Source organism: Parachryseolinea silvisoli, assembly GCF_021190955.1.
Classification (GTDB): domain Bacteria; phylum Bacteroidota; class Bacteroidia; order Cytophagales; family Cyclobacteriaceae; genus Ohtaekwangia; species Ohtaekwangia silvisoli.
This window is the reverse complement of the sequence record NZ_JAIOAO010000002.1, coordinates 876,228-893,166: the sequence shown is the minus strand read 5'-3', so window position 1 is coordinate 893,166 and position 16,939 is coordinate 876,228. Positions and strand designations below refer to the sequence as shown.

General features: G+C 48.8%; 15 protein-coding genes. 12 read left to right on the top strand and 3 right to left on the bottom strand.

Features of this window, described 5'->3' with window-relative positions; all coding sequences use genetic code 11:
- Positions 1 to 278: 278 nt before the first annotated feature.
- A complete protein-coding gene (locus K7P01_RS13635; protein WP_267293842.1) occupies positions 279 to 4,664 on the top strand; it encodes a hypothetical protein in 4,386 nt (1,461 codons plus the stop codon).
- A gap of 21 nt (positions 4,665 to 4,685) precedes the next feature.
- Positions 4,686 to 6,782 carry a fibronectin type III domain-containing protein gene (locus tag K7P01_RS13630; RefSeq protein WP_267293840.1) on the top strand — a complete coding sequence of 699 codons (2,097 nt, stop codon included), beginning with the start codon at positions 4,686 to 4,688 and terminating at the stop codon, positions 6,780 to 6,782.
- A 177-nt stretch (positions 6,783 to 6,959) separates the two neighbouring features.
- On the opposite strand, the gene K7P01_RS13625 is transcribed toward K7P01_RS13630, so the two are convergent.
- Positions 6,960 to 7,283 carry an RNA polymerase alpha subunit C-terminal domain-containing protein gene (locus tag K7P01_RS13625; protein ID WP_267293839.1) on the bottom strand — a complete coding sequence of 108 codons (324 nt, stop codon included), beginning with the start codon at positions 7,281 to 7,283 and terminating at the stop codon, positions 6,960 to 6,962.
- A 6-nt stretch (positions 7,284 to 7,289) separates the two neighbouring features.
- Complete coding sequence (locus K7P01_RS13620; RefSeq protein ID WP_267293837.1) at positions 7,290 to 7,718, bottom strand: SRPBCC family protein; 429 nt, start codon at positions 7,716 to 7,718, stop codon at positions 7,290 to 7,292.
- A gap of 175 nt (positions 7,719 to 7,893) precedes the next feature.
- Between K7P01_RS13620 and K7P01_RS13615 the strand changes: the two genes are divergently transcribed.
- Complete coding sequence (locus tag K7P01_RS13615) at positions 7,894 to 8,976, top strand: glycoside hydrolase family 88/105 protein (protein ID WP_267293835.1); 1,083 nt, start codon at positions 7,894 to 7,896, stop codon at positions 8,974 to 8,976.
- A 9-nt stretch (positions 8,977 to 8,985) separates the two neighbouring features.
- Here K7P01_RS13615 and K7P01_RS13610 read toward each other — a convergent pair whose 3' ends face one another.
- Entirely contained in the window at positions 8,986 to 9,459 is a 474-nt protein-coding gene (locus tag K7P01_RS13610) for a GNAT family N-acetyltransferase (RefSeq protein ID WP_267293833.1), read from the bottom strand.
- Between the two features lie 179 nt (positions 9,460 to 9,638).
- Between K7P01_RS13610 and K7P01_RS13605 the strand changes: the two genes are divergently transcribed.
- From K7P01_RS13605 to K7P01_RS13565, 9 genes are all read left to right on the top strand, one after another.
- The gene (locus K7P01_RS13605) at positions 9,639 to 10,220 is read left to right on the top strand and encodes an O-methyltransferase (RefSeq protein ID WP_267293831.1); all 582 of its coding nucleotides are present in this window, start codon (positions 9,639 to 9,641) and stop codon (positions 10,218 to 10,220) included.
- A gap of 350 nt (positions 10,221 to 10,570) precedes the next feature.
- Positions 10,571 to 10,738: a hypothetical protein gene (locus K7P01_RS13600; protein WP_267293829.1), complete on the top strand. Its 168-nt coding sequence runs from the start codon at positions 10,571 to 10,573 to the stop codon at positions 10,736 to 10,738.
- 432 nt (positions 10,739 to 11,170) lie between these two features.
- A complete protein-coding gene (locus K7P01_RS13595) occupies positions 11,171 to 11,734 on the top strand; it encodes a hypothetical protein (protein ID WP_267293827.1) in 564 nt (187 codons plus the stop codon).
- Positions 11,735 to 11,965: 231 nt separating this feature from the next.
- Complete coding sequence (locus K7P01_RS13590; RefSeq protein WP_267293825.1) at positions 11,966 to 13,024, top strand: tetratricopeptide repeat protein; 1,059 nt, start codon at positions 11,966 to 11,968, stop codon at positions 13,022 to 13,024.
- A gap of 203 nt (positions 13,025 to 13,227) precedes the next feature.
- Positions 13,228 to 13,608 carry a VOC family protein gene (locus K7P01_RS13585; protein ID WP_267293823.1) on the top strand — a complete coding sequence of 127 codons (381 nt, stop codon included), beginning with the start codon at positions 13,228 to 13,230 and terminating at the stop codon, positions 13,606 to 13,608.
- Positions 13,601 to 14,452: a helix-hairpin-helix domain-containing protein gene (locus K7P01_RS13580; protein WP_267293821.1), complete on the top strand. Its 852-nt coding sequence runs from the start codon at positions 13,601 to 13,603 to the stop codon at positions 14,450 to 14,452. Before K7P01_RS13585 ends, K7P01_RS13580 begins: the two co-directional genes overlap by 8 nt.
- Before the next feature lie 17 nt (positions 14,453 to 14,469).
- Positions 14,470 to 15,438, top strand: coding sequence for a C45 family autoproteolytic acyltransferase/hydolase (locus K7P01_RS13575; protein ID WP_267293819.1), 969 nt, complete (start codon positions 14,470 to 14,472; stop codon positions 15,436 to 15,438).
- 18 nt (positions 15,439 to 15,456) lie between these two features.
- The gene (locus K7P01_RS13570) at positions 15,457 to 15,756 is read left to right on the top strand and encodes an antibiotic biosynthesis monooxygenase (RefSeq protein ID WP_267293817.1); all 300 of its coding nucleotides are present in this window, start codon (positions 15,457 to 15,459) and stop codon (positions 15,754 to 15,756) included.
- A 10-nt stretch (positions 15,757 to 15,766) separates the two neighbouring features.
- A complete protein-coding gene (locus K7P01_RS13565; RefSeq protein ID WP_267293816.1) occupies positions 15,767 to 16,933 on the top strand; it encodes an iron-containing alcohol dehydrogenase in 1,167 nt (388 codons plus the stop codon).
- The last annotated feature ends 6 nt before the right edge of the window (positions 16,934 to 16,939 follow it).

The window sequence follows — 16,939 nt, the reverse complement described above, 5'->3', positions numbered from 1 at the left end:
ATTCGACGCAATTACACTTCACCCTTTCTATATTATCAGGATGTTTGTAGTCCTTGCTCAGATCACCCTTAACATGTACAAACATGCCTTTACTCTTTCACGTAGAAAAACCGCCATTGAATTTCTTTAGCCGATTGCCTACGCGCCTCCATTGTGTATCTCATTGGCCGATGAAGTGCTTTATACCTCGTCTTATACCAGTACTAACACTAGTTGCTTGTTTCATACACTCGGTTTCCTTCTCGCAGGACGACCCGATCATAAATGCAGGCAAGCCTATGAGCCCGCTGGAGCGTCACATACACCAAACATGTAAAGATGTTGTGGACAAGAATAAAACAACAGACAATTTCGCCGAAGAAGACCTTGCCGATCTCCCCATCGGTATCGCACGCCAGATCGGCAACGGAATTTATGTTATTGCTATCGACAGTGCCTACTGGGATGGCAAAGGATGGTTCTTCAGTGCGTATGCTTCCATCACTATTCCGGGCACTACAAGATCAATAGCTTTTCGCGCGCGCAATGTGGAGTTCAATAAAAACGGTCTTGCTTCGCTCTCAGAAACAAAACTTGCTCTTGCTTCACCTCAATGGGTAAATATCAATGACAACACTGTGCTGGAGCTTCCTGCTGACGGATCAAATTTTGTTGAGTTTGATTGCAGTGGATTTAAGTCCGTTAATATAAAAGGTAATTTTGTATTTAATGATAACATCATTATTCCTGCTCATAACACAACCAGTCCGGGCACAAGCTTTCCGGATTCTGTTGCGAACAGAAAATACGTTGTTGCAAGTTTTGAAACAAACGTATCGGATCTTAGTAACTGGATGGTCAATGTTAATATTTTACCATTTAAGATTAAAAATATTGATGATATTACTTTTGAAGTAAAAAATGCTGTAGTTGATTTTAGTGACTATGCTAATCCACCTTCATTCACTTTCCCCGCCGGGTATCAGCAACCCTATGGTGATTTGGAAAATCTATGGAAAGGATTTTATCTACAAGAGTTACGTGTGCACATCGATGGCCTGTCAGGAAGCGCGCCCACGACAATAGCAGCACGTAATCTCATCATTGACGAAACCGGTGTTTCCGGTACTGTTGCCGGTACTAACGTGCTTTCTCTTGGAACAGGTTCGTCTCCGACACCACCATCCGATGCCCCTCCCGGACAAACACCACCACTAACAACTGCAAAAACAGGATCGGCAGATGGCTGGGCTTTCTCAGTGGAAAATTTATCCATGCAGTTTGTACAGAATCGACTCGTGGGAGGAGAAATGAACGGCAAAATCGCGGTGCCTTTTTTAGGTGGAGAAGAGAAACCCCTTATTTATAAGGCTGATATTCATCAATCCGAGAATTACATCAATTATTTATTTTCAATTATTACATCGGCTGATACTGAATATACAACAAAGCATCTAAAAGCTAAAATTAAACTGGGCGAAGGCTCCATGATCTCCATTGAAAGAAAGAATGGAAAGCTTCTTCCCTCAGCAATTCTGAATGGATCAATTTCCATAGCGGATGGAAAAATGAAATGCAGTGGCATCGAGTTCCAGAATCTTGCGCTGTCCTCGGAAAGTCCTTATGTACATGGAGCACAATTCTCGCTTCTGGGTCAGGGTCAGGGAGAAAGTGTGGGATTTGCTATCCGTATCGATAACATTGTACCGCAGGTAGTGGATGGCAAGTTTGAATTGGCTTTTAGCGTGAGTATAAACTTCATGGCAGAAGATGCAAAAGGGTTCGCCGCCAGTACAAGAATCCATATCGCTGCTGAAGTTGAAGAAACGGTTATTGCAACCAGTAATGGCGAGATTAAAAAGCAAGAATGGAAATTTGCGGGTATAAAAGTCAGTGAAATAGCACTGGCGTGCAATACCACGGCATTCGCGATCTCCGGGAAGCTTACGATGTTTGATGACGACCCTCAGTTTGGTGATGGCTTCCGTGGCAGCTTAAGCCTCTCGATCAAAAAAGTATTGGAGCGAGGCATACAAGTCAATGGATATTTTGGCAGCAAGGATAATTTCCGCTACTGGCATTTAGATGCTTATGTACCCACTGTAGCCATCCCCATTGTTCCTCCATTAGCCATCAACGGCATTATTGGTGGAGCATCGTACAAGATGACACGCAAGCAGGCCTTCTCGCCAGACTTCACGCAATTAACTTCAACTGGTTCAGCCGGCAACAGCATAACGCAAAGTGAATTTATACCCGATGCCCGTGCAGGTCTCTCCTTCATGGCAGGAGTTACACTGATTGCCGGAAACGAAAAAGCCTTCAACTCCGATGCCGTGCTTGAAGTAGCCTTCAATACCTCCGGTGGGTTACGGTATGCACAGTTTAAGGGCGCAGGCTATTTCCTCACTTCCACAGAATCGCGTGGGCGAGCTTCCGATACACGACCCGTGCCCGCTCCAGTATTTGCCGACCTCAATATGATCTACGACCAGGACAATGGCGTCTTCCATGCCAACCTGAAAACGTACCTGAACCTAGAGGGCAAAGTACGCGGAACGGGTGCCAACAACATGATGGGAGAAGCTGTCATCCACGTTGATTCGCGCGACTGGTACATTTACATGGGCCGTCCGTCCCAGATGCTAGGCGTTGATGTGGCGAACCTTGCCGTGGCGCAGGGATACTTTATGGCGGGAACACAACTGGAACAATTACCTCCACCCCCGCCAGAGCTTCGTGAGATCATGGGGGAGCGCGAAGAAGCACTTGTACAGGATGAAACAACGCTGACAATGGGCAGAGGTTTTGCGTTGGGTCTGCGTTTCCAGACAGGATACGATTCAAAGGATAAGATCAGGCCATTCTATGCCGTGTTCTCAATAGGTGCCGGAGCCGATGTCATGATCCGTGATTTCGGTAACGCCACTTGTTTGGGCTCTACGGATAGAATAGGCTTTGACGGATGGTATGCATCCGGCCAGGCCTATGTTTTCATGAAAGGAAAAGTTGGCATCAGAGTAAGAGGGAAAAAAATCGACTTCCTTAGTCTGGGTGCGGCAGCCTTGTTACAAGCCAAGTTGCCTAACCCAACCTGGTTAAAAGGCGAGATGGCGGGAAGGTACTCTGTGCTGGGCGGTCTGGTAAGCGGCAGGTTCAACATAAAAATCGTCGTTGGCGACGAGTGTGAGATCTCGACACCGGGCGGCGAACTGGGCGATATAGTAGTAATCGCTGATTTAAAACCCGACGCCGGGAGTAACGATGTAAGTGTCTTTACCTCTCCACAGGTAACGTTCAACACGGCCATGGAATCTGAGCTTAGCATGCTCAACAACCAGGATGAGCTAACTACCTACCGGATCGTTCTGGACGAATTCAATATTAAACACAACGGTCAAAATCTAGCGGGCACCCGGGAGTGGAATGCTAAAAAAGACGCGCTTGCCTTGCGTACCTCAGAAATACTCCCGCCGCAGGCATCCCTGCAAGCCTTGGTAAAAATCCATTGGGAAAAGAAACTGAACAATGGAAACTGGGAAGCCCTAAAAGAAAACAACCAAATTGACTACGAAACCAAAGCCGTGAACTTTGTTACCGGTGCTGCCCCCGATTTTATTCCCGAAGAAAATGTGGTGTACAGTTACCCGGTCAAAAATCAATACAACTTCTTTCCTGATGAATACGGGCAGGGATACGTAAAACTCCGCCACGGACAAGCCTACCTTTTTCAACCTTCACCCGCCGACAGTGTACGGTGGATTTACCTCGCGCGTTTCAAGGAACCATCCGGTAACGTCATCGAAGCTCCGATTCGTTACAACGTCACTCAAGCAACAGTAGACTTCAATATCCCGGAAGGATTGAACAAAGAGACCGTGTATAGATTTTCGTTCATAAAGAAACCCGAATCGAGCGATGAGGTGGACAAGAACATAAAAAGAGACAACATCAAAAAAGATGCCGGGGAGGGTAATGAGGTAAATACACGCTCCAACACACTGAAAGGAACTATTGTGCAAAGTCTTGAGAAAGATATTTATACCAGCGCGTTTCGCACCAGCCAATACCGAAACTTCAGTGAAAAATTGGCTGCAGCATCCACCTCGCAGAATCTTTTCGATGTAGCCATTGGCAATATCGCTGTGATCGGCAAACGCCTGACTCTTTCGGAGACATTCGACAATCTTGAAATCCGTGGAAACCCCAATCATCATAAACCCCTCGTTCAGCTCACAGCCTCTTATGAAAACAATTGGATGAAGAATGTCATTTCCCCAATGATGTATGATACCTACCCCCTCGATCCGGGCGTATCTATTACCAGACGAAACACAGACTCGCTTGGTGTACGGCCACTACGAGCCGTATCGTTATACAACCAACAGGAAAACTATATTCTCACGGAAATTAATATTTCATCCGGCATATCTACGTCCAAAAGCGGTCTGGTCAAAATATTGTATTTTCTTTCCTTCATCAGTTTTGGAGACTACGATGAATTGAGGAACAAAGCCGCCTCACGGGCTATAGCAGGCGGCAGCGTACCTCAGGCCGTAACCCGGCTGCTCAGGGCCACAGGATATACGGACCTGATGTCCGGATCTTATCCGGTAACCATTTCATACGCTTTACCCGGCAAAGATCAAATCACCACGCAAAAACAGATTGTTATTCAATTTTAAACGTACCGTCTATTTACAAGAATGAATAAAAAAAATACTATACTGTCTATACCAAAATCATTCCTGAATTTTACATCAGGTGTGTTCTGCTGCTTATTGCTCTGCTTTCATATTGCACAGGCACAACACCCGGTACCGCATGGCATCAAAGTCCTCTCGCATGTAAAGCCCGACCGGGTATCGCTACGCTGGGCACCTACAGATTTTACAGTATGGCAACTCGGCAACAAATACGGCTATACACTAGAGCGGTTTCAATTAACGGACGATGGCACATTGCAATCCGCTGTACCGGTGACACTACAGGCTGGTATTAAACCACTTTCCAGGGAAAGGTTAGCAAAGCTTGCTGTTATAAATGAAGATGCTGCCGTTCTGCAGGAATTGATGTATCGTGAAGACAAAACCTTGAAAGAAAATGATGCGGCTTCTATTTTACAAAGGCACAACGATTTGGAAAATCAATTCGGTTTATTGATGCTGATGTGCGATTTAACACCTGGCATAGCCCACGCGGCAGGATTATTCTTCAGCGATTCAACCGCCCAGGCCGGAGTCCGCTACATTTATAAAATTGCATTGGCCAATACAATACAAACAATAAAAATTGAGCCTGGAGTGATTGTTGTTGATGTTGTGGCAGCAAAACCATTACAACCCTTCAATGACCTGAGCGCCACGTTCGGTGACAAAACCGTCACGCTTTCCTGGCCGCTTATGTTACACCGGGGTATATACTCCGCTTATATTATTGAACGGTATGATGAGAACGAGAAACAGTTCACAGCCATCACCGGACTGCCGTACATCCCCATGAGTGAGTCAACGTCTGCGGAACAAGCCCACTTTGTCGATTCGCTCGCTAACAACACCTTATCTTACCGGTACCGTGTGAAGGGAATCACCCCCTTTGGAGAAACTGGTCCTCCTTCAAATATTGTAACGGGTACAGGGAAAAATGATCTTTCTGGAACTATCGTCATCACTCAGGTAAAACCCGAAAAGAATAATGTTGTTATTGAGTGGGAATTTCCTGCTTCGTTCGAAGCACGTATCGGTGGCTTTATCATCAGCAAATCAGAAAAGGCGGAAGGCCCTTACCGCAGCGTAACGTCTAAAGCACTTAGCCCCAAAACACGTGAGTTTTCCGATGCCATTTCCGCTACCAGCAATTATTACCAGATAAAAGTAGTGGATGACCAGGGTATTGAGCTATCCCATTCTTACCCCTATTTCGTTCATGCTGAAGACAACACACCGCCCGCAGTACCCATAGGGCTGACCGGAAATATCGATTCCGCCGGACTGGTGATTCTTACCTGGAAAGAAAACGCCGACCACGACTTGTTGGGCTACCGTCTCTTTTCCGCACATGATGCAGGCCACGAATTTATAGAGGTTACTCAGGAGATTACCCATGGCAACACGTTTACAGACACCATCCGTATCGATGTACTAAACAAGAACATATTCTACAAGATTGTGGCTGTCGATCGAAATTATAACACATCGAAATATTCCGGTTATGTCAAATTAACAAGACCGGATATGATATCACCAACACCACCTGTGTTTTCCAGGATAACGATGAGCAAAGCAGGAATTACGCTAACCTGGATTAACAGCTCCAGCAGCGATATAGCGAAGTCAGCTTTACTCAGGACAGCCATGAGTGATTCCGCACAACTGCTTTTACTGACATGGTCTGCTCATGAAATTAAGACAAACTATGTAGATAATACCATCTCCCCCGGGGAAAAATACCTGTATACCATCCGAACTTATGATAGTGCCGGAAATTCAAGCAAGGTTACGTCAAGAGCGATTGTTGCAGAATCGGGAATACATAAAGCCGTAACAGCGCTAACCGCCACCATCAACCGTGAAAACAAAACCATCACACTGCAATGGCAATACGATGAGCCTGCCGTTAAGATTAACATATACCGTAGAAAAAATAATGAGCCATTCAGTCTGTATCAATCCCTTCTCCCGGCAGAACAGGAATTTTCGGATAGTCAGGTCGTGATCAACAACACGTATGCATATAAGATACAGCTTGTGCTGAACAACAGCGCTAAGACAGCGCTAAGCAAAGAGTTAAAGGTTCCATTCTAACCCTACTTCGTTACACCGGAAAAAGTCGCTGATGAATTAGCGGTACAGGCATCAACTGTTCCGTGACAAGAAGATCGTGAAGTTCGACGCTCAGGGCAACAAGCTGAAAGAAAAGAATAAGTAATTAGGGACTAGCGCATAGTTTACATCGCATTGCATATAAAAAAGGTGCACCGGTTAACGGCGCACCTTTTTTATTGATTGGGTTTCTTTGGCTGCAAAGGAGAGCCCTGCATTGGCGAGTGCCTGTCGCAGCCTGGGTATGCTGGCCGGCCCCATGCCATGCAGGCCAAGGACGTCGGCTTCACTTTTTTTAGCGAGTTGCTGGAGTGTATTGATTCCGGCACCTGCCAATGCACGCTGTGCCGGTGCGCTCAAGCCTGCCATAAATCCTTCGGTGGGCTTTGCTTCCTGGGCACAGACCGGGCATGTAGGGCAGTCGGTGCTCTTATAGTAGCGATGCCCTTTCTCGCATATCCTCAGGCTCTTGAGCGAACGCATCTTTGATTATTGGGCTTCGGTATATTTCGCAAAGTTGTCGAGGATGGCCTGCCAACCTGCACGCTGCATATCCACGGAGTGTTGCGTCTCCGCATCAAATGTTTCTACTACACGTGTGTTCTGCCCTTCCGGGGTAAATTCAATCGTTACGGTACGGCCGTCGGCCATGGTATAGGCGATCCGCTTATTTGTTTCTACCGCTGTATATACGCCCTCAAAATCAAAACTCATGCTACCGTCTTTGGCGGCCATGGTCGTTTTGAATGAACCATCCTTGCGCAGATCGTTTTCCGCATGGGGTGCATGCCAGTCATCCGAAGCGAAAGCCCATTGGGTAATGTGTTTGGGTTCGTTCCAGCAAGTCCATACTTTATCTACGGGTGCTTTTACGATGGCTTCTACGGTGACGGCGATGGCTTTGCTTTCTGTTGTCATGGTATTTTGTGTTTAGGGTTGTTAATCATATTGATAGGACAAACCTATTACATTTTTTGCAGATGCGGGTGGGCAAAAAATGACAACCTTCGGGGTGTTCTGTGACAAGCGGATGGCATGCCGTTTATTATGATGAGCGGTTGGAAACTCATGTGCAAAATGTGTAGGTTAGGTTATGCAAAGATTTACTACCTGTTACGCTTGTATCGTCCTGTTGTTCCTCTCCTTTGTCACGCAGGGGCAACAAAAGTCGTCCGATGTGATGACCAAGCCCTTCATTGCCAATGTCATGAAACGTGTATGCGACTGGCAATTGGCCAACCCGGTCCCTTTTAACGCAAAGAATGAAAACGACTGGGCACGCGCTGCTTTTTATACCGGCGTCATCGCCACCTATCAAACCACGGGCGACACCCACTACCGCGACGCGGCCACCGCATGGGCCGAATCGTTTCACTGGAAGCTTGCACAACGGTTCCGCCATGCCGATGATCACGCCAGGGGACAAACATACCTGGCGCTCTATGCCGAGAAGAAAGACCCCATTATGATCGCCGACATCCGTCATACATTTGACTCCCTTATACTCGACGCCAAGCCTGGACGCGAGGATTGGTGGTGGTGCGACGCTTTGTTTATGGCACCGCCGGTCCTGTCACGTCTGGCCGCTGTAACGGGTGAGCGTAAGTACCGCGACTATTTAAACACGATGTTTTGGGATACGCACGCCTTCCTTTACGATAAAGAAGAGCATCTCTTTTATCGCGACAAGAGTTTCTTTGATAAGAAAACGCCGCGCGGCAAAAAGACCTTTTGGGCACGGGGCAATGGTTGGGTGATGGCCGGCACGGTGCGCGTATTGCAGTACCTGCCGAAAGACGATCCGCGCTATAACGACTACGTCAGTTTGCTGCGCGAGATGGCCGCCGCAGTGAAGAAGATTCAATCGAAGGATGGTTTGTGGCGCCCGAGCCTATTGGATGAAGAAGAGGTACCGCATCCGGAGACGAGTGGATCGGCGTTCTTCTGTTATGCGTTGACCTGGGGAATTAATAATGATGTGTTGTCGGCAAAGGACTATTTACCGGTAGTGAAGAAAGCCTGGGCAGGACTAAATCAGTATGTAACGGCTGAGGGAAAGTTGCAGTGGGTACAGCCCATTGGCGCCTCGCCGGATAAGGTGACGATCGACAACTACCAGGAGTACGGCTCCGGGGCATTTTTGCTGGCCGGGAGTGAGCTGTATAAACTAAAGTAGGTTTCAGGGCTAGTCGTCCGCCGTCGGCTTGCGCATGGTGATGAGGTGTTTGATGAAGCCGGCCTTTTCATAGGCCTTTATAGCTGGTGTATTTTCATAATACACATCCAATTGCATTTCCGTGATTCCTTGTTTGACGGACCATCGTTGCAACGCTTCGAGCACGGCGTTGGCGATGCCCTTGCCTCGATGCTGGGGGACGACGTACATGAATCCGATGTAGGCGTGGTACTGGTGGTTTAGATAGGGTCTTCCGCGTTCGATGCGAGCGTAGCCGCTGCCGACGATCTCATCACCCAACAGCGCTACGATTAATTCGATGTGTGTCGCCGTGATCATTCCTTCCAGGTCATAATAGCGTAAGGGGTCGGGACCGAGCGTGGGATCAAAGGGCCGCTCAGCAAGGATCACGCCCTGCTCGAAGGCCCGGAGCGTCGGGAGGTCGGCGGGTGTTGCGGTGCGTATAGTGAGTTGTTGTGTCATGGAACCTTGTTTACAAACACATGATCGTTATCAAGATATATATTATACGTGTAACTATAGCATTCGTTGTATGTGATATCGCAGAAAATTGTATGTTTGGTATGTGCTTCTCTACTGTGAAAAGCAAGCGATCGTTAGCACACGCGAAGCGCAGCGTGTATATATCACATCTTCTATCTATGAACGAAACAATACAACAGTCTTTGCCGGCAGCTTACGCTGCCATCGATGAGGCCACAAAGGCGTCCGGGTTTACCATGGCTTCGGATATACTTACCTGCTCGCTGCTGCGCACGCTGGCGGCATCGAAGCCAGGCGGCAAGTTTCTGGAGCTGGGTACTGGCACGGGTCTTTCAACCTCCTGGATACTGGACGGCATGGATGCTGATTCGACACTGGTGTCGATTGATCACGATGGGGATTTTTTGGCAATTGCCGATCGGTTCCTGGGAAGCGATTCGCGCGTAAAACTTGTCACCACGGACGGGGAGCAATGGGTGAAGAGTCATTTGAAGGAGCGATATGATTATGTGTTTGCCGATACCTGGCATGGGAAGTATTTGTTATTGGAGGAAGTGCTGGCCATGGTGAAACCGGGTGGGCTCTATATTATTGATGATATGCTGCCGCAGGCGAATTGGCCAGAAGGGCATGATCAGAAGGCTATACGGCTTGTGGCGGAATTGGAGGAGCGAAAAGATTTTGTGGTAACAAAGCAGGCCTGGGCTTCGGGGCTCTTAATTGCTGTCAAGAAAGGATAAACGCTATAGATGACTTCAGGAGGAGGCAGTGACGGCCATGGATTCGAGAACGATGGCGACGGTGGGGGTATCCGATCGCGCTAACAGCCGAAAGTTGGGGATGTTTACGTTGCTAATATTTCCCCAATCCTCACACCTTTTATGTGCAAGAATGTACGTGCGGATGTGTTTAACTTTTAAGGATAAAATGATGATACTCTTCAAAAACGCCGAAAAATCTCTAAAAACTAATCGGTGTAAGTAGAAAGACCGATAGTATATACCTGAAAAATGAGGTTAAAAATAGATTGAGGTTCTTGCGTAGAAGAAGCAGTTTAACCTTAAATTCATATCTCTAAAACATCACGATAATGGGAACAGTGATCTACACCGAAGCGCTGAAATACCAGTTGGCCATGGTGCGCGAGACTGCCAACGAGCTTGCCAAAGAAGAACCTTCCAAATCGGTAGAGCAATTGCTGGCCGAGATCAAGTTTGTGAAAGAACTGTTAGACGAGGCTTGCCAGTTTGTCGACTAATGTACGCCATGCCCAGTTGCCCCAATACCTTCCCACCTGCTTTATACGTTGCCGTTCCTCGGCTGGCCTGACGGCATTTATGCCCGCCGAAAGGTTTCGACAAACGCATTCCATACGCAATACTTGTCGTACGCCAATATTCTGAAGAGTCCGATGCCAGGATCATGACCGACATCTGGCGGGTGGCCGTAGCGCCCTGGTAACACGCCAGGTGAACGTTCCCAAAAAAGACTTTGCCGCTGAGGCTAAGGAACACGGGGCACGAAGCTAGTGTGAACCGTACACGCACAACTGTTGCGCTGTGGGCCTAAGTGGATTGCAGCGCAACTTTCGTTCCGATTTGTTGCGATTCGTTCAATAACCCTACATGGAAACGGAGGCAGCCCAAACGCTCAATATCTTTGAGGTTTAAACACGTACAAAATCCTCTGTATGAAAACGTTTGCAACCCTTGCCTTATTGCTCACCCTGCTCTCTGCGCTGTCAGCACAAAGCCTGAATCCCAACTGGAAAAAGGAGTTGAATACTTCGTTGGAAGAGTTTAAGGGCTGTGCTCCAAATAACACCGGCACGCCTACCAACTGTACCAAGCTGCAAGGAGAGACGTTAAATACGGTATATAAAGTAAACGACTTTTTCTCGCAAAAGGCCGGTCGTTATATGACAGTGAGTGAGATCGCGGGCTTCCTGAAAAAAAACGGTAGCTGGACGGCACTCGGTCCTGCTTACCTGCAAGAGACACTGACGCAAGCGCAGCAGGCCGCGAATGAAAACAAAGCTGTGGTGGCTATATATCAAAACGCTTCGGCGGTCGGTCACGTAGCGCTGGTCCTGCCGGGCGATCTGGAGCCTTCGGGCTCCTGGGGTTTGAATGTGCCCAATACGGCATCTTTTTTCCTGCCGGAACCGGGTCGTTCGTTTGTGGCCAAAGGGCTGTCGTTCGCCTTTACGAAGATTATGTTGAAGGACATTACCTTCTATGTGCGTAAATACTAAGCGCCCTCTTCGTTTTTTAATTCAAAAATACTTTATCTGGGCCTACTTTTAGCCCATCTATAGCCGGCAGCCGCCGGGGCTTCTTTTTATAGTCTGCCATAATTATCTTTATTATAGCCGTGACTTTCGCGCCTTAGCGGACATTATGCCGTCGACACTGGTAGGGTCGCCAGCCAAAAGCGTTGCCCGACCGTCAGAGCCGGTGCGGACGATCACCTAAACCTAACAACTATGTGCAAACAGCTCACTGTTCTTTTCCTGCTGATCTCCTGGCAAGGAGCGCAGGCATGCATGAATGAATATGGTGCCGTAAATCTTTCGGGGAGGGACCTCGCCGGAACCGATATTGCCCAGACATATCCATTTGCCGAGCCACCCTATTTCCGGTCGTTCAACCGGGTCTTTTCTGAAAACTTTGTTGCTTCACACGATCTATCCGCAGTGCCCGCCGACGACTATAAAACGCGTTCGGATATAGCCTTCCACCTGACTCGGCCGGGACGCTACCGGGAGTCGCTCGCCATTCTACAGAGTCTTGTGAAACATTATCCGCATGAGTATAACATCCTGTCAAACCTTGGCACAGTATACGAGCTAAACAATATGCCGGACTCGGCCTTGCGCATATTGCGCGCTACCAACAAACGTTTTCCAGAGGGGCACCATGGCAGTGAGTGGTTTCACCTGCAGGTTCTGGAGGCGAAATTACACGTACGCAATGACCCGGACTGGCTGGAACAGCACCGTGTGCTTGACCTCGGCATTACCGAAGCATCGCCCGACACCTCACAGCGATTTATAGTGAATATGAAAAAGTTGTGGGATGCCACGTATCAATTGCACGAACGTCTTCCTTTTACCCCGGCGCCAGATCCGATTCTTGCGAATATTCTGAACGAGTTAGGTGACGCGATTGCGATTGAGTATTCCATGCTGGAGGCGTATAAGTTCTATTATATAGGTATGCAGTATGATACGAGTGATCGCTACGGTATGCGGGCGAAGCAGCACGCCCTTGCGGAGGCAATGAAGAAGGCTAATATTTTAGTGCCGACCGCCGCCGAATTAAGGCGATTCTTTCCGCGGGCGGATAGCATTCCGTTGATTCGTGATCATGACACGCAGTATAGCTCGTCGGAGAAGCAGATGGAGCGGGTGCTGGCGTATCAGGAGGCGGAGCTGGATCGGAGGAATCCGTTTCCATGGAATTGGGTGGGGGCTGCCGTTGTGTTGGTTGCAGGATATCTTTATATACGGCGGATTAAGCGGGAACCCGAGCCGGAGCGGTAACTATCTCTTAACAAAAATGAACGGCAGTGCGCGGAGCGTCATTGTCGTTCATTTTCTAATTTGTGCACGTGGCGGCTGATCCCAGGCCTCGCCAACAGTTCGAGTCAGGCCTTGTACTTTAGCAATTTTGGCACATTGGCGCGTGGCAGAGCGTGGTACTTTTGTGTACGCATGCGATGAACGTCTTATTAACCTTTAACAGTATGATGGAGTCTGTATCACCGAATATTTTTGTTTATGACATCAACGCCACGGTGGCGTTTTATAAAAAGCTGGGGTTCGCTGTGGCCGTTACGGTGCCTGACGACGACGGTGGGCTGACCTTTGTGATGATGACGTGTGGGACGGCTACGTTTATGTTTCAGACTTTTCGTAGTATTGAAGGGCAACATCCCATTGTACGCCGGGAGAATGGTGGATCGTTATTGCTATATGTCAAGATGAAAAATATCCGGGTATTTTATGAGCAGATCAAAGATACCGTTACGGTGCTGACGCCACTGGAAAAAACGTTTTATGGCGCCACGGAATTTTCGGTCCAGGACAACAACCACTATATGATAACTTTCGCGGAAGATGAGTGATGCCACCAACGTATTAGATATTAGTCCGCTGGAGAAAAAGAAATTGCGGGCACACGGTATCAAGGTGAAGGAAATGCATCATCATTCTGTGGCGGAGTTGCAGACGTTGCTGGGTGTATCGAAGATTCGGGCAATGGAGCTATATGCGCTGTCCGAATTTCAGAGTTTGCCGTCGATCGGTATTCGCTTTGCACACGATATGATTGCCATGGGATATTATTCGCTGCGCGATATAAAGGGAAAAGACGGAGCCAAGCTTACCGACCAGTTTGAGCGACACCTGGGGGCATGGGCCGATCCCTGTCAGGAGGATCAATTCCGATTGATTGTGCACTATGCTCAACATCCCACTGTACACCGTAACTGGTGGGACTTTACCGCGGAACGTAAAGCGTTTCGCGAGAAGCACGGCTATCCGGCCAATCGCCCAACGCAACCGTGGTTCGAGTTGCCCCGGTACCAGGCACCCAACCAGGTAGAGGCGTCCCTGGAGACCACCAAAAAAGACCTGGCCGCCAAGCTGAGGCGTTCGGTGGCCTTTATGAAAAAACACCTGGACGACAAGATCACCCTGGCACAACTGTCGGACAGCGCCAACCTCTCTTCCTATCACTATCTGCGGTGTTTTAAAAGCGTTTATGAGGTCACTCCCATACAATACCTGACGCACATGCGTCTGAAAAAGGCTTCTCAACTGCTGCGCAGTACAGCGCATCCCATTGCCGACGTGGCCGTGCGCAGTGGGTTTGACAATGAAAGCTCCTTTATACGCCTATACAAAAAGGAATTTAAAATCACACCGGCCGCGTTCAGGAAAAAAAGCGGGAACAAAAAGACGGGATGAACGTTTATCTTTGCCTTATGGCACCCGTTGAAACGACACCCATCCGCGAGCACATCATTGATCTGGATCTGACACCCCACGAACGCTGGCAGTTTTTGTCCGGGTATATTACAGACATGGACGAGCTGCTGAGCTGCTACCTCCGTGATTTTGAAGGTGCGGAGTCCATGTTGCTGGCCGGGATGATCGAATATAAAAAGAACATTCTTCCGGCACACTACCTGGAGGAGATTGCCTGCGTTGCATCTTTCTCCCGCTTTAGCGAAGACCAGGTTTTACTGGCCAATCTGTATTACGATATTCTGAAATTGTACTTTGGATGCACAGCCTTTGCCGTGAATACCGGTGAGACCACCTTTCACTGCCGAAACCTGGATTGGCATACGGAGAATAACGTGTTGAGTCGCCACTCAATGATCTTTGATTTTCGTCACGATGGAGAGACCCTATTTAAAACGGTTGGCTGGCCTGGATTTATCGGTGCACTGTCAGGCACGAAGCCTGGCAAGTTTTCGCTTACGCTCAATGCTGTACTGAGTCAGGACCCGCCGGAAGTTGCCTTTCCGATCTCGTTCCTGTTGCGCGACGTGCTGACCTCCGCAGACTCGTACGCCGACGCCCGCACCATGCTGGAGCAAACACCGATTGTCAGCGACTGCCTGATTTTGCTGTCGGGCATTGGTGCGCAGGAACATATCGTCATCGAACGCACACCGCGACGGGCAGCCGTACGTGAGACAGGCGAGCAGTTTATCGCCGTAACCAATGACTATAAAAAGCTACAGAATGGTACTGGCGGCAATATCCTGCAGGCGACATCCTGCAGCCGGTACGATCGTGCGCTGACGCTTTTACGGGAGGCCATTCCACAGAACAACGAAGCCTGCTTGAACATTCTCCAGGATGAAGATGTTGCTATGCAGATCACCGTACAGCAGATGGTCTTTAACAATAAGACCGGCGAGATCAGCCTCCTCCGAACATAATTCCTATTTTTCATTATCATGATAACAACCATCGTACACGTCCACGTAAAGCCCGAGTTTGTGGCCGACTTTATTGAAGCTTCCCGCCTCAACCATGAGCAGTCCATTCAAGAACCGGGCAACTTTCGATTTGACATCTTACAAGACGCACAGGATAAAAATAAGTTCGTATTTTACGAAGCCTATGCCAACGAGCAAGCTGTCGCTGCGCACAAGGAGACTTCCCACTACCTGACGTGGCGTGATACCGTTGCACCCTGGATGGCTAAGCCCCGGGAAGGTATCAGGCATGTGATGCTTTTCCCCGCTGCAAAATAATCGCCGTTTTATGAAGGCCTTTAGTTTTGCTGCCACGCCACAGTTGCACTTTGGTGCAGGAAAAATCTCGATGCTATCGGATATCGCCCAGGCATATGGTAATAAGGTGTTATTGGTGACGGGTGCGCAGGCGTTTGAACGCTCGCCCTGGGGTGCGTCAATCCGGCAACAGCTGGATGCGCCGGGACGTGAGATTCTGCATTACCGCATTGACGGTGAGCCTACGCCCACGATGATCGACGATGCAGTGCGCCGGTATGCCGGTGAAGGTATACGTGCAGTCATCGCTATTGGTGGTGGCAGCGTGTTGGATGCGGGCAAGGCTATTGCTGCGATGCTCCCGTTGAATGAGCCGGTAAAAGATTACCTGGAAGGCGTAGGTACACGCAATCATCCAGGATCGAAGATTCCCTTTGTAGCGATACCGACCACGGCGGGTACGGGCAGCGAGGCAACCAAGAATGCTGTATTGTCAGAGGTAGGTGAGCACGGCTATAAACGGTCGCTCCGCCACAACAACTTTGTGCCTGATGTAGCGATTATCGACCCGCTTTTAACCATCACCTGTCCGCCGGCAACGACCGCCGCCAGTGGTATGGATGCTTTTACCCAACTACTGGAATCCTACCTGTCCACAGCAGCCAACCCGCTGACGGATGCATGGGCGTTGGAAGGGTTGCGACTGGTCGCCCGGTCATTGCGCCGAGCCTACCAGCAAGGCGAAGATCCCGAGGCCCGGGCAGACATGGCGCTGGCGGCATATCTTTCAGGCGTAACCTTAGCAAACGCCGGCCTGGGTGTGGTACATGGATTTGCCTCATCTATTGGTGGATACTTCCCTATTCCGCACGGAGTGATTTGCAGCGCGTTAATGCGAGTCACCAACCAGGTGACCGTACGCAAACTGCGGACGACGGGAAATAAAGAAGCCCTGACTCGATATACCACAGTCGGCAAGCTTTTTACTTCCATTGCAAACCAGCCTGACGCATATTATGCAGACCATCTCCTGGAGACCATCGGGATTTGGGCAGTCGATATGCACATACCGACACTCGGTCAATACGGCCTGACCGCTGCCGATACGGAAAGAATTGTTTCGAGTACTGATAATAAAAATAATCCGGTAGGCTTGAACAAGGAAGAAATGACGGAAGTACTGGAGTTATCCCATTAAATTTGA

Coding starts and splice junctions, on each gene's coding strand:
- K7P01_RS13610 (WP_267293833.1), bottom strand. CDS start 9,459: ATGACACAACAACTCACTATACGCACCGCAACACCCGCCGACCTCCCG.
- K7P01_RS13625 (WP_267293839.1), bottom strand. CDS start 7,283: ATGCGTTCGCTCAAGAGCCTGAGGATATGCGAGAAAGGGCATCGCTAC.
- K7P01_RS13615 (WP_267293835.1), top strand. CDS start 7,894: ATGCAAAGATTTACTACCTGTTACGCTTGTATCGTCCTGTTGTTCCTC.
- K7P01_RS13620 (WP_267293837.1), bottom strand. CDS start 7,718: ATGACAACAGAAAGCAAAGCCATCGCCGTCACCGTAGAAGCCATCGTA.
- K7P01_RS13575 (WP_267293819.1), top strand. CDS start 14,470: ATGGCACCCGTTGAAACGACACCCATCCGCGAGCACATCATTGATCTG.
- K7P01_RS13585 (WP_267293823.1), top strand. CDS start 13,228: ATGATGGAGTCTGTATCACCGAATATTTTTGTTTATGACATCAACGCC.
- K7P01_RS13580 (WP_267293821.1), top strand. CDS start 13,601: ATGAGTGATGCCACCAACGTATTAGATATTAGTCCGCTGGAGAAAAAG.
- K7P01_RS13565 (WP_267293816.1), top strand. CDS start 15,767: ATGAAGGCCTTTAGTTTTGCTGCCACGCCACAGTTGCACTTTGGTGCA.
- K7P01_RS13590 (WP_267293825.1), top strand. CDS start 11,966: ATGTGCAAACAGCTCACTGTTCTTTTCCTGCTGATCTCCTGGCAAGGA.
- K7P01_RS13635 (WP_267293842.1), top strand. CDS start 279: ATGAGCCCGCTGGAGCGTCACATACACCAAACATGTAAAGATGTTGTG.
- K7P01_RS13605 (WP_267293831.1), top strand. CDS start 9,639: ATGAACGAAACAATACAACAGTCTTTGCCGGCAGCTTACGCTGCCATC.
- K7P01_RS13570 (WP_267293817.1), top strand. CDS start 15,457: ATGATAACAACCATCGTACACGTCCACGTAAAGCCCGAGTTTGTGGCC.
- K7P01_RS13600 (WP_267293829.1), top strand. CDS start 10,571: ATGGGAACAGTGATCTACACCGAAGCGCTGAAATACCAGTTGGCCATG.
- K7P01_RS13595 (WP_267293827.1), top strand. CDS start 11,171: ATGAAAACGTTTGCAACCCTTGCCTTATTGCTCACCCTGCTCTCTGCG.
- K7P01_RS13630 (WP_267293840.1), top strand. CDS start 4,686: ATGAATAAAAAAAATACTATACTGTCTATACCAAAATCATTCCTGAAT.